The organism is Sphingobium sp. CCH11-B1, from assembly GCF_001556865.1.
In the GTDB taxonomy this organism is placed as follows: domain Bacteria; phylum Pseudomonadota; class Alphaproteobacteria; order Sphingomonadales; family Sphingomonadaceae; genus Sphingobium.
Window position 1 is genome coordinate 23,017 of the sequence record NZ_LSJY01000214.1, and the last position, 13,210, is coordinate 36,226.

Genomic DNA, 13,210 nt, shown 5'->3' on the forward strand with positions numbered 1-13,210 from the left:
TTTACCCTCTAGAGGGACTTGAGATATGAACGAACTGACCAACTTCGCCAACCCGGTCGCCAAGCCGGAAACCTTTGACCAGATCCAGATCGGCCTCGCCTCTCCCGAGCGCATCCGGTCGTGGTCCTTCGGCGAGATCAAGAAGCCCGAAACCATCAACTATCGCACGTTCAAGCCCGAGCGTGACGGCCTGTTCTGCGCGCGTATCTTCGGTCCGATCAAGGACTATGAATGCCTGTGCGGCAAGTACAAGCGTATGAAATATAAGGGCATCGTCTGCGAAAAATGCGGTGTCGAAGTCACGGTGTCGAAGGTTCGCCGCGAACGGATGGGCCATATCGAACTGGCCGCGCCCGTTGCGCACATCTGGTTCCTGAAGTCGCTGCCGAGCCGCATCGGCCTGCTGCTCGACATGCAGTTGAAGCAGCTTGAGCGCGTCCTCTACTTCGAGAGCTACATCGTCACCGAGCCGGGCCTCACCCCGCTGGAGAAGTTCCAGCTTCTGACCGAGGACGAGCTGCTCGACGCGCAGGACGAATATGGCGAGGACGCCTTCTCCGCCGGCATCGGCGCGGAAGCGGTCAAGCAGATGCTGATGGACCTCGACCTCGAGGGCGAGAAGCAGGCGCTGCTGGACGAGCTCGCCGTCACCAAGTCGGAACTCAAGCCCAAGAAGATCATCAAGCGCCTGAAGGTCGTCGAGAGCTTCCTGGAATCGGGCAACCGCCCCGAATGGATGATCCTGGACGTCGTGCCGGTCATCCCGCCCGAACTGCGCCCGCTCGTCCCGCTGGACGGCGGCCGTTTCGCGACCTCGGACCTCAACGACCTCTATCGCCGCGTCATCAACCGTAACAACCGGTTGAAGCGCCTGATGGAACTGCGCGCGCCGGACATCATCGTCCGCAACGAAAAGCGCATGTTGCAGGAAGCCGTCGACGCCCTGTTCGACAATGGCCGTCGCGGCCGCGTCATCACCGGCGCGAACAAGCGTCCGCTGAAGTCGCTGTCCGACATGCTCAAGGGCAAGCAGGGCCGCTTCCGCCAGAACCTGCTCGGCAAGCGCGTCGACTATTCGGGTCGTTCGGTCATCGTGACCGGGCCGGAGCTGAAGCTGCACCAGTGCGGCCTGCCCAAGAAGATGGCGCTCGAACTTTTCAAGCCCTTCATCTACGCCCGCCTCGACGCCAAGGGTCTTTCCATGACCCTGAAGCAGGCAAAGAAATGGGTCGAGAAGGAGCGCAAGGAAGTCTGGGACATCCTGGACGAGGTGATCCGCGAGCATCCGGTGATGCTGAACCGCGCGCCCACGCTTCACCGTCTCGGCATCCAGGCTTTCGAGCCCGTGCTGATCGAAGGCAAGGCGATCCAGCTGCACCCGCTCGTCTGCTCGGCCTTCAACGCCGACTTCGACGGTGACCAGATGGCCGTCCACGTTCCGCTGAGCCTTGAGGCACAGCTGGAAGCGCGCGTGCTGATGATGTCGACCAACAACATCCTCTCGCCCGCCAACGGCAAGCCGATCATCGTGCCGTCGCAGGATATGGTGCTGGGCATCTATTATCTGTCGATGGAGCGCGAGGGCGAGCCGGGCGAAGGCATGCTGCTTGCCGACATGCAGGAAGTGCATCAGGCGCTCTATGCCAAGGCCGTGACGCTGCACTCGAAGATCACCAGCCGCGTGCCGCAGACGGACGAAGCCGGCAACCAGTATATGAAGCGGTTCGAAACGACCCCGGGCCGCATGCTGCTGGGCGAATGCCTGCCCAAGAGCCACAAGGTGCCCTTCGACGTGGTCAACCGCCTTCTCACCAAGAAGGAAATCGGCGACGTCATCGACCAGGTCTATCGCCACACCGGCCAGAAGGACACGGTTCTGTTCGCCGACGCGATCATGAGCCTTGGCTTCCGCCACGCATTCCAGGCCGGCATCTCGTTCGGCAAGGACGACATGGTGATCCCGGACAGCAAGACGACCTTCGTCGACGAAACGAAGGCGCTGGTGGCCGACTATGAGCAGCAATATCAGGACGGCCTGATCACGCAGCAGGAAAAGTACAACAAGGTGATCGACGCCTGGAGCCGCTGCGGCGACCAGGTTGCGAACGCCATGATGGACGAAATCCGTGCGCAACCCAAGGACCCGCAGACCGGCCGCATGGCGCAGATCAATTCGATCTACATGATGGCCCACTCCGGCGCCCGTGGTTCGCAGGCGCAGATGAAGCAGCTTGCGGGCATGCGCGGCCTGATGGCCAAGCCCTCGGGCGAGATCATCGAAACGCCAATCATCTCGAACTTCAAGGAAGGCCTGACCGTCCTTGAATATTTCAACTCCACCCACGGCGCCCGCAAGGGTCTGGCCGACACCGCGCTCAAGACGGCGAATTCGGGTTACCTGACCCGCCGTCTGGTCGACGTCAGCCAAGACTGCACCGTCGTCGAGGAGGATTGCGGCACCGAAAAGGCGCTGGAGATGAAGGCTATCGTCCAGGGCGGCTCGACCATCGCGTCGCTTGGCGAGCGCATCCTGGGTCGCACCACGGCGCAGGACATCGTCGATAGCAAGGACGGCAGCGTCGTGATCCCGATCGGCACCCTGCTGGACGAAGCCATGATCGCGCAGATCGAGGCGATCGGCACGCAGGCGGTGAAGATTCGCAGTCCGCTTATCTGCGAAAGCAAGATGGGCGTCTGCGCCAAGTGCTACGGGCGTGACCTTGCCCGCGGCACCCCGGTCAACATCGGCGAGGCCGTCGGCGTCATCGCGGCGCAGTCGATCGGCGAACCGGGTACGCAGCTTACCATGCGGACCTTCCACATCGGCGGTGCGGCGAACTTCAACGAAACGTCGAACCTCGAATCCGTGGCGGACGGCACGATCGAACTGCGCGACATGCCGACCATCACCGACAAGCAGGGTCGTCGCCTCAGCCTCGCCCGCAACGGCGAGATCGCGATCATCGACAGCGAGGGCCGCGAACGCGCAACCCATCGCCTGCCTTATGGCGCGACCATCCTGTTCGCCGATGGCGACAAGGTGAGCCAGGGCGACCGCATTGCCGAGTGGGATCCGTTCACCATGCCGGTGATCACGGAAAAGCCCGGCGTCGTGAAGTATCAGGACCTGATCGACGGCAAGACGCTGACCGAACAGACCGACGAAGCGACCGGTATCGCCCAGCGCGTGGTCACGGAATTCCGTGGCTCGGCTCGCTCGAAGGAAGATCTCCGTCCGCGCCTTACCCTGCTCGACGACCAGTCGGGCGAAGCCGCCCGCTACATGCTGGCGGTGGGTGCGACGCTGTCGGTGGACGATGGTGCGCAGGTACAGGCCGGTGACGTGCTGGCGCGCGTCAGCCGCGAAGCGGCCAAGACCCGCGACATCACCGGCGGTCTGCCGCGGGTCGCCGAACTGTTCGAAGCCCGCAAGCCCAAGGACAATGCGATCATTGCCAAGGTGTCGGGCCGCGTCCAGTTCCTCAAGGATTACAAGGCGAAGCGCAAGATCGCCATCAATCCCGAGGATGGCGGCGAGCCGGTTGAATATCTGATCCCCAAGAGCAAGGTGATCGACGTCCAGGAAGGCGACTATGTGAAGCGCGGCGACAACCTGATCGGTGGTTCGCCCGACCCTCACGACATTCTGGAAGTGCTCGGCATCGAGCCGCTGGCCGAATATCTGGTCGCGGAAATCCAGGAAGTCTATCGCTTGCAGGGCGTGAAGATCAACGACAAGCACATCGAGACGATCGTTCGTCAGATGCTGCAGAAGGTCGAGATCACCGTGTCCGGCGACACCACGCTGCTGGTGGGCGAGCAGGTCGATCGCGAGGAAATGGACGAGATCAACGCCAAGCTGCCGGCCGGCTATCAGCCCGCCGAAGGCAAGCCGGTGCTGCTCGGCATCACCAAGGCCTCGCTGCAGACGCGTTCGTTCATCTCGGCGGCCTCCTTCCAGGAAACCACCCGCGTCCTCACGGAAGCAGCGGTTCAGGGCAAGAAGGACACGCTGGTCGGCCTCAAGGAGAATGTCATCGTCGGCCGCCTGATCCCGGCGGGTACCGGCGCTGGCATGAACCGCCTGCGCGTCGCCGCCTCGTCGCGTGACGCGGCGTTGCGGGCCGCGTTGCGCGGTGTCAGCCAGGTCGATCTGATTGCTCCCCGCACCGCTGCGGAGGAACATGCAGCTGAACTGGCGCAGGGTCCGGAAGCCGCGATCGGTGACGATCCGCTTGGCATGGTCGAGGGTGAAACCCACGGTCGTGATGCCGACGCGGGCGATTACCTGCTGAACAGCGACGGCGAATAAGGGGCGGCGGGCGCTGGCCGAAAGCAGCGCCCGCCATCCTCCTTATCACCAGAAACAAGGCCCGCCGGACGCGCATCGTCCGGCGGGTTTTTCATGATGCCGGCGTGTCGTCAGGTTTCAAAAAAGACGCCAAAGGCGCTTGACGGAACCGGTGCACCCGCCTATCTGCGGCCTCCCGAGCGGGGCTTGGCCTTGCTCTGATGCCCGATCCTCTAATGGTAAGAGAGCGGACTCTGACTCCGTCAATCAAGGTTCGAATCCTTGTCGGGCATCCACTCAAACTCTCATGAACAGAGACTTTGTGCATCGACTTTCAGGTCGATGCCGCCCGCGGCACGTGCCCCCTGCATGAACGCGGTGTGACTGGCTGACCGCGCCCCGTTCACAGATGAAGCAATGGCTGACGGGAACCGGCGTCCCCATCGCGAGCAATCAGACCGATGGCCGTTGGAAGCTGATCACGGCCAGTCAGGGAATAGCGCGCTTCCTTCCCGCCAGAGGCGTGGGTGGCGGGCCTGGGTTCCGCTTCCCGGTCGAAAGATGGAAAGGTAGGGCCTGTGCGCTTCACCGCCATCAATATGAGGGTCAATCCTGCAAGCCGGGCTCATAAGAGGCATCGGCTGCGCCTGTTCAGGCCATGATCGCCTGCGCCACCGCCTCTGCGACCTTGATCCCGTCGATCGCCGCGGACAGGATACCCCCTGCATAGCCCGCCCCCTCGCCCGCCGGGTAGAGGCCGTTCACATTGATGCTCTGAAAATCCCTGTCCCGATTGATGCGCAGGGGGGAGGATGTGCGCGTCTCGACGCCTGTCATCACGGCATCGGGATGATCGTAATTGGCGATCTGCCGGCCAAAGACGGGCAGCGCTTCGCGGAACGCATCGATGACGAAGGGCGGCAAGCATTGCGACAGGTCGGTGGGCGTCACGCCTGGCTTATAGGACGGATCGACCGATCCCAGCCGAGTGGATGGTCGACCAGCCAGGAAATCGCCCACAGTCTGCCCCGGTGCATGGTAGGATGATCCGCCCGCGACATAGGCCAGGCTTTCCCAATGGCGCTGGAAATCGATGCCGGCAAGCGGCCCGCCGGGATAGTCCCTCTCAGGATCGATGCCCACGACCAGCCCCGAATTGGCGTTGAATTCGGCGCGGCTATACTGGCTCATGCCGTTGGTCACGACACGCCCTTCCTCTGAAGTCGCAGCGACCACGCGGCCGCCCGGACACATGCAGAAACTATAGACCGTGCGCCCGTTTCCGCAATGATGGGCAAGGCTGTAGGCCGCGGCGCCCAGATCGGGATGACCGGCGCACTTGCCGTAGCGGGCGCGATCGATCCAGCTTTGCGGATGCTCGATCCGCACGCCGATGGAAAAGGGCTTCGCTTCCATATGCACGCCACGCCGGTGCAGCATCTCGAAGGTCGGGCGGGCGCTGTGGCCGATGGCGAGCACGACATGGTCGCTCTCGATCACGGAGCCGTCCGCCAGCACCACGCCGCGCAACCGCTGCGTCCCGTCCCCAACCGGTTCCAGCACCAGATCGTCGACGCGCTGCCGCCAGCGATATTCGCCGCCCAGGCCCTCGATCTGGCGGCGCATCGATTCGACCATGGAGACGAGGCGGAAGGTGCCGATATGGGGATGCGCCTCCCACAGAATGTCATCCGGCGCGCCGGCGGCGACAAACTCCTCCAGCACCTTGCGGCCCAGGAAGCGCGGGTCCTTGACCCGGCAATAGAGCTTGCCATCGGAAAAGGTGCCGGCCCCGCCCTCTCCGAACTGCACGTTGGAGTCTGGATCGAGCTCGCCCCGGCGCCACAGGCCCCATGTATCCTTCGTCCGTTCGCGAACCACCTTGCCACGATCCAGGATGATCGGACGAAATCCCATCTGCGCCAGGATGAGGCCGGCGAACAGGCCGCACGGTCCTGCACCGATCACGACCGGACGCTTGCCCTGCCAGCCTTGAGGCGCATGCGTGACGAAATGATAGCGGGTGTCAGGCGTCGGGCGTACGTCATGATCGTTGGCGAAACGGGCCAGCACGGCCTCCTCATCCGACACGTCGACATCCAGCGTGTAGACGAGCTGGATCGCGTTGCGCCGACGCGCATCATTGCCCCTGCGCACCAGGCTATGCCCGTGCAGTGCGTGGGGCTCCAGCCCCAGCCGCTCGCACAGGGCAAGGGGTATCGCATCGGCCGGATGGTCGAGCGGAAGTTTCAGGCCGGACAGGCGGATCATGCAAAGCCCCTAGCCCAAAGCGGCGGCGACGGGAAGCGCCCCAAACTCACCTTGACGTAAACGTAAAGCGCCGCTATTTTACCGTCATGGACAATCGCAGCAGCATCGCCGGCATCGAACTGCCCGACCATAGCGAACGGCAGAGCTACAGCATCACCGACCTGTCGGAAGAATTTGGCGTGACGGCCCGCGCGCTGCGCTTCTACGAGGATGAAGGGCTGATCTCGCCGGAACGGCAGGGCCTGTCCCGTATCTATTCCCGCCGCGACCGCGCCCGCCTCGCCTGGATATTGCGGGGCAAGCGCGTGGGCTTCAGCCTTACCGAAATCCGCGAAATGATCGACCTCTACGATGCGGATGAGGAACATGAGGAGCAGCGGCGCGTCACCGTGGACAAGTGCAGGGCGCGCATCGACCTGCTGACCCGGCAAAAGGACGACATCGACGCCGCGATCGCCGAACTGGCCGCCTTCGTGTCCACCATCGAGCAGAAATAAGCCCCTACCCCCTTCATAAGAATAGTCGCAGGAGAAGATCATGCCCAGCTACGCCGCCCCCGTTCGCGACACCCGCTTCGTGCTGGACCATGTCGTCGGCCTGGACCGCTACGCGAACCTGCCCGGCTTTGCGTCCGCCTCACCCGATCTGGTCGAAGCGATCCTGACCGAAGGCGGCAAGATGGCCGCCGAAGTGCTGTTTCCCCTGAATGCGTCCGGGGACAAGGAAGGCTGTACCCGCAACCCCGACGGCAGCGTTACCACCCCCGCGGGGTTCAAGGCCGCCTACGACCAATATGTCGCGGGCGGTTGGACCACGCTGCACGCGCCGGAGGAATTTGGCGGCCAGGGCCTGCCGATGGTCGTCGCCACCGCGCTGGGCGAATATATGACCTCTGCCAATCAGGCGTTCGAGATGTATTTTGGCCTGACCAACGGCGCGATCTCGGCGCTGCTGGCGAAGGGCAGCAGCGAGTTGAAGCACCGCTACATTCCCAAGATGGTGTCGGGCGAGTGGACCGGAACGATGAACCTGACGGAGCCGCATTGCGGCACCGACCTCGGGCTCATCAAGACCAAGGCCGTACCGCAGGGTGACGGCAGCTACGCCATCACCGGCACCAAGATCTTCATATCGGCGGGCGAGCATGACCTGTCGGAAAACATCATCCATCTGGTGCTCGCCAAGACGCCCGACGCGCCCGAGGGCAGCAAGGGCATTTCGTTGTTCGTCGTGCCGAAGACATTCGTGAAGGAGGACGGATCGCTGGGCGATCGCAATGCCGTGTCCTGCGGCTCGATCGAGCACAAGATGGGCATCCATGGCAACGCCACCTGCGTCATGAATTATGACGGCGCGACCGGATGGATGGTGGGCGAGGAGAATAAGGGCCTCGCCGCCATGTTCATCATGATGAACGCGGCGCGGCTGGGCGTCGGCCTTCAGGGGCTGGGCCAGGCCGACATAGCGTTCCAGAACGCGGTCCACTATGCCAAGGATCGCCGCCAGGGCCGCGCGCTCACCGGCCCCAAGGAACCAAATGAAAAGGCCGACACGCTGTTCGTCCATCCCGACGTGCGTCGCATGCTGATGGAAGCCAAGGCGCTGACAGAGGGACTGCGTGCGCTGATTCTCTGGACCGCGCTCCAGGTCGATCTGTCGCATAACGCCGCGAGCGAGGAAGAACGGCAGGCTGCCGACGACATGCTCCAGCTTCTGACCCCGGTGGTGAAGGGCTATGGCACCGACAAGGGCTTCGACGTCGCGGTCGCGGCGCAGCAGGTGTTCGGCGGCCACGGCTACATCTGGGAGAATGGCGTCGAGCAATATGTGCGCGATGCCCGGATCGCCCAGATTTACGAAGGCACGAACGGCGTGCAGGCGATGGACCTCGTCGGGCGCAAGCTGCCGATGAATGGCGGTCGTGCCCTCCAGGCCTTCCTGAAGACGGTGGCCGAGGAAGTCGCGGCGGCGAAGGCCGATCCGCAGATCGCGCCGATCGCCGACGCGCTGGAAAAGGCGAGCGGCCAGTTGGGCGCGGCGACGATGTGGCTGATGCAGAACGCCATGAAAAACCCCGACAATGCAGGGGCTGGCGCGCACCATTATATGCACATATTGGGCATCGTCGCGACCGGCCTCATGTGGCTGCGCATGGCGAAGGCTGCCGCCGCCCTGATTGAAGCGGGTGAAGGCGACGCCAGGTTCCTGGAAGCCAAGCTGGTCACGGCGCGCTTCTTTGCCGAACGGATCATGCCCGACGCAGGATCGCTGCGCCGGAAGATCGAGGGCGGCGCGGATACGTTGATGGCGCTCGATCCTGACCTGTTCCTGGCGGCATGACAGCCTGATTGCTGCATCTACCCAATGAAAAGGCTCCGGGGTGTTCCCCGGAGCCTTTTTCATTACGCGACGTCGCTTATCCCGGCTTTAGTCGCCCCACAATTCCTTGAGCTTGCCGAAGAAGCCGGTCGAGGCCGGGCATTCCTCGCCCGTCTCCGTCTCGCGAAAGGCTTCGAGCAGTTCCTTTTGCTTCGCGGTAAGCTTTGTCGGCGTTTCGACATCGACCTGAATGACGAGATCGCCCTGCCCCCGGCCGTTCAGCACCGGCATCCCAGCGCCGCGCTGGCGGATTTGCTTGCCCGACTGAATGCCGGCCGGGATCTTGATTTCGTGCCGGCTGCCGTCCAGCCCCGGCACCTCGATGCTGCCGCCCAGCGCAGCCGTGGTGAAGCTGACCGGCGCCCGGCAGAACAGCGTCGTGCCGTCCCGCTCGAAGATCGAATGACGCTTCACATGCAGGAAGATGTAGAGGTCGCCCGCAGGTGCACCGCGTGGCCCCGCCTCGCCTTCCCCCGACAGGCGGATGCGCGTCCCTTCGTCCACGCCGGCGGGGATGGAGACGGACAGGGTTTTGGGCCTGTCTACCCGGCCCTCGCCCCGGCAGGAACGGCAGGGGCTTTCGATCACCTGCCCCGCGCCGTGGCAGGACGGGCAGGTGCGTTCGACCACGAAAAAGCCCTGCTGCGCCCGAACCTGACCATGGCCGTGGCAGGTGCCGCAGGTTTTGACGCCGGTGCCCGGCTGCGCGCCCGACCCGTCGCAGGTCTCGCAGACCGCCGACACCTCGATCTCGATCTCGGTCTGCTTGCCATGATAGGCTTCGTCGAGGCTGATTTCCATGTCGTAACGCAAGTCAGCGCCGCGGCGCTGCTGCTGCCGTCCACCGCCGCCAAAGCCCGACTGGCCGAAGATCGTCTCGAAAATATCGCCCAGATCGGAAAAGCCGCCCTGTCCGCCACGGAACCCGCCGCCGCCTCCGCCGTTCTGCGCATTGGTATAGGCGACATGGCCGTAGCGGTCATAGGCCGCGCGCTTTTGAGGGTCTTTCAGGCACTCATAGGCTTCCGACACCGCCTTGAACTTGGCTTCGCTGTCGGCGTCTCCCCCGGTACGATCCGGGTGATATTTCATCGCGAGCTTTCGATACGCGCTCTTGATGGTCGCGCCATCCGCCGTGCGCTCGACTTCGAGCCGAGCATAATAGTCGAGTTCGGTCGTCATATGGTTCCCGGCTACCCCCGCCGCCGCTCCATTCGAACAAGCAGCAGGGGCAGTCTATCAGCTTACGCCTTGTTGTCGTCCACTTCCGAGAATTCGGCATCGACAACGTCGTCATCCGCCTTGGGCGCGTCGGCCCCGGGCGAAGCGGCGGCAGCCTGCTCCTTCTCGTAGATGGCCTGGCCCAGCTTCATGGCGACCGTGGCGAGTTCCTGCGCCTTCGTCTTCATGGCTTCAGCATCGCCGCCCTCGATCGCGGACTTGGTCGCGGCGATGGCGGTTTCGATCTCTCCCTTGAGGCTGGCGTCGACCTTGTCGCCATGTTCGGCCAGTTGCGCCTCGGTCGTGTGGACCAGGCTTTCCGCATTGTTCTTGGCTTCCGCCGCTTCGCGCCGCTTCTTGTCTTCTTCGGCGAAGCGCTCGGCGTCCTTGACCATCTGCTCGATGTCCGAGTCGCTGAGGCCGCCGGATGCCTGGATGCGGATCTGCTGCTCCTTGCCGGTGCCCTTGTCCTTGGCGGACACGTTGACAAGGCCGTTGGCGTCGATGTCGAACGTCACCTCGATCTGCGGCACGCCGCGCGGCGCTGGCGGGATGCCGACGAGGTCGAACTGACCCAGCAGCTTGTTATCTGCCGCCATCTCGCGCTCGCCCTGGAACACCCGGATCGTCACCGCCTGCTGATTGTCGTCGGCAGTCGAATAGACCTGGCTCTTCTTGGCGGGGATCGTCGTGTTGCGGTCGATCATGCGCGTGAACACGCCGCCCAGCGTCTCGATGCCCAGCGACAGCGGGGTCACGTCGAGCAGCAGCACGTCCTTGACATCGCCCTGCAGCACGCCCGCCTGGATCGCCGCACCCATGGCGACGACTTCGTCAGGGTTGACGCCGGTGTGGGGTTCCTTGCCGAAGAACTCCTTCACCGCGTCGCGCACCTTGGGCATGCGGGTCATGCCGCCCACCAGCACGACTTCGCTGATCTCGCTGGCGGTGACGCCCGCGTCGGCCAGCGCTTTCTTGCAAGGTTCCATCGTCCGCTTGATGAGGTCCGCGACGAGGCGTTCCAGATCGGCGCGAGTCACCGTCTTGACGAGGTGCTTGGGACCGTTCTGGTCGGCGGTGATGAAGGGCAGGTTGACTTCGGTCGTCTGCGCAGAGGACAGCTCGATCTTCGCCTTTTCAGCCGCTTCCTTCAGCCGCTGGAGCGCCAGCTTGTCCTTGGTAAGGTCGATGCCTTCGGCCTTCTGGAAATCGGCAGCCAGATATTCCACCACCTTCGCGTCGAAATCCTCGCCGCCAAGGAAGGTGTCGCCGTTGGTCGACTTCACCTCGAACACGCCATCGCCGATCTCGAGGATCGAGATGTCGAAGGTGCCGCCGCCAAGGTCATAAACCGCGATCGTCTTGCCGTCCTGCTTTTCAAGCCCGTAGGCCAAAGCGGCCGCCGTCGGTTCGTTGATGATGCGCAGCACTTCCAGACCGGCGATCTGGCCGGCGTCCTTGGTCGCCTGGCGCTGCGCGTCGTTGAAGTAAGCGGGAACGGTGATCACCGCCTGAGTCACGGTTTCGCCCAGATAGCTCTCGGCGGTTTCCTTCATCTTCTGGAGTATGAAGGCGCTGATTTGCGACGGGCTGTAATCCTGCCCCCCGGCCTTGACCCAGGCGTCGCCGTTCGGCCCCTTCGCGATAGAATAGGGGACAAGCTCCATGTCCTTCTTGGTCATGGGATCGTCGAAGCGGCGGCCGATGAGGCGTTTCACCGCGAAGATCGTATTGTCCGGGTTGGTGACCGCCTGGCGCTTGGCCGGCTGACCGATCAGACGCTCGCCATCCTTGGCGAAGGCAACGATCGAGGGCGTGGTCCGCGCCCCTTCCGCATTTTCGATGACCTTGGGCTTGCCGCCGTCCATGACAGCAACGCAGCTGTTGGTGGTGCCCAGGTCGATCCCGATAACTTTTGCCATCTTGTCCTCTTATAACCCCAAATTTTCAGCGGTTGACGGCCCCATACCTCACTAAAGCGCCAAGGCAAGGCCGGTTTGCATGCCGGATATAGGCGCGCTTTCGCTTGGCACAAGAAGCATGGGCTATTAGCTTTGCGGAACGACCGGAAACGAGACAATGATGGATATCTGGCATGGAGATTTGGATGCGCGCACCTTTGGCCCTTGTCGCCCTCGCGGCTCCGCTGGCCTTGACCGGCTGCGGCGACCCCGCGCCTTCCTATATCGATCAGGCCTGGGTACGTCTGTCGCCTAACAAGGACACGCCGTCTGCCGGTTATTTCGTCGCCCATGGCGGCGATTCGGGCGCGCAGATCCGGGGTGTCATCACTGACTATGCGCTCAAGGTCGAAATGCACGAGAGCATGGCCAAAGACGGCATGATGACGATGAAGCCGGTCGAAAGCGTCGACGTTCCGGCCAAGGGCACGATCGCTTTCGCGCCGGGCGGCAAGCATCTGATGCTGTGGGGCGTCAATGACACCGCGATCAGCCGGGGCAAGATGCAGCTGACTTTCCTTATGGGCAATGGCGACCGGCTGCTGGTGGACGCGGTGATCCGCAAGCCCGACGGCGCGGCCGGCGCGCCCGCCGCAAAGCCGGAGGAGCATGCCGGCCATTGAACGGACGCCCGCTCACGGCGGAAGAGACCGTACTTGCCCGCACCATGTTCAGGCAGGCGATAGACTATGGCCGCGTACGCATCCACAATCGCAAATGGTGGCCGCTCCAGCCAGATGGCGTCACCATGGCCCCGGACGGCCATCTTTGGTTCGCGCCAACGGGCGGCCTCTATTGCGATGATTTCTGCGCCAGCCCGCTACATGTGCAAGGGCATTTCATCCATGAGATGACCCATGTCTGGCAGGCGCAGCGCAGCGGCAAATGGTGGCTGCCGCTGATGCGACACCCCTTCTGCCGCTACGCCTACGACTATGTGCCGGGAAAGCCCTTCATGCGCTACGGCATCGAGCAGCAGGCAGAAATCGTGCGCCATGCCTTTCTGCTTAAGCGCGGCCAGCACGTCGAGGGAAAGCCGGGGCTGGACGCCTATGAGGCGCTGCTGCCCTTTTGATCGGACATGCCG

Annotated in this window: 8 protein-coding genes and 1 tRNA gene; 6 read left to right on the forward strand and 3 right to left on the reverse strand. The window is 63.4% G+C overall.

Features of this window, described 5'->3' with window-relative positions; all coding sequences use genetic code 11:
* Nucleotides 1–25 precede the first annotated feature (25 nt).
* Together rpoC and AX724_RS22075 are read left to right on the forward strand one after the other, a co-directional pair.
* Nucleotides 26–4,312 carry a DNA-directed RNA polymerase subunit beta' gene (gene rpoC / locus AX724_RS22070; protein WP_066771386.1) on the forward strand — a complete coding sequence of 1,429 codons (4,287 nt, stop codon included), beginning with the start codon at nt 26–28 and terminating at the stop codon, nt 4,310–4,312.
* A 201-nt stretch (nt 4,313–4,513) separates the two neighbouring features.
* Nucleotides 4,514–4,587 (forward strand) — tRNA-Gln (locus AX724_RS22075).
* 355 nt (nt 4,588–4,942) lie between these two features.
* On the opposite strand, the gene AX724_RS22080 is transcribed toward AX724_RS22075, so the two are convergent.
* Entirely contained in the window at nt 4,943–6,562 is a 1,620-nt protein-coding gene (locus AX724_RS22080; protein ID WP_066771387.1) for an NAD(P)/FAD-dependent oxidoreductase, read from the reverse strand.
* A gap of 86 nt (nt 6,563–6,648) precedes the next feature.
* On the opposite strand from AX724_RS22080, the gene AX724_RS22085 reads away from it, so the two are divergent.
* Complete coding sequence (locus AX724_RS22085) at nt 6,649–7,059, forward strand: MerR family transcriptional regulator (RefSeq protein WP_066771389.1); 411 nt, start codon at nt 6,649–6,651, stop codon at nt 7,057–7,059.
* Nucleotides 7,060–7,099: 40 nt separating this feature from the next.
* Nucleotides 7,100–8,902: an acyl-CoA dehydrogenase C-terminal domain-containing protein gene (locus tag AX724_RS22090; protein WP_066771391.1), complete on the forward strand. Its 1,803-nt coding sequence runs from the start codon at nt 7,100–7,102 to the stop codon at nt 8,900–8,902.
* A gap of 87 nt (nt 8,903–8,989) precedes the next feature.
* Here AX724_RS22090 and dnaJ read toward each other — a convergent pair whose 3' ends face one another.
* Both dnaJ and dnaK read right to left on the reverse strand, forming a co-directional pair.
* Nucleotides 8,990–10,123, reverse strand: coding sequence for a molecular chaperone DnaJ (dnaJ, locus tag AX724_RS22095; protein WP_066771393.1), 1,134 nt, complete (start codon nt 10,121–10,123; stop codon nt 8,990–8,992).
* 62 nt (nt 10,124–10,185) lie between these two features.
* Nucleotides 10,186–12,084 (reverse strand): molecular chaperone DnaK, encoded by a 1,899-nt coding sequence (gene dnaK, locus AX724_RS22100; RefSeq protein ID WP_066771395.1) that lies wholly within the window; start codon nt 12,082–12,084, stop codon nt 10,186–10,188.
* A 185-nt stretch (nt 12,085–12,269) separates the two neighbouring features.
* Here dnaK and AX724_RS22105 point away from each other — a divergent pair, with 185 nt between their 5' ends.
* Together AX724_RS22105 and AX724_RS22110 are read left to right on the forward strand one after the other, a co-directional pair.
* Nucleotides 12,270–12,746 (forward strand): copper chaperone PCu(A)C, encoded by a 477-nt coding sequence (locus tag AX724_RS22105; protein ID WP_066771597.1) that lies wholly within the window; start codon nt 12,270–12,272, stop codon nt 12,744–12,746.
* On the forward strand, nt 12,743–13,198 hold the full coding sequence (locus AX724_RS22110; protein ID WP_066771397.1) for a vgr related protein: 456 nt from the start codon (nt 12,743–12,745) through the stop codon (nt 13,196–13,198). The genes AX724_RS22105 and AX724_RS22110 overlap by 4 nt, the downstream gene beginning before the upstream one ends.
* Nucleotides 13,199–13,210 lie beyond the last annotated feature (12 nt).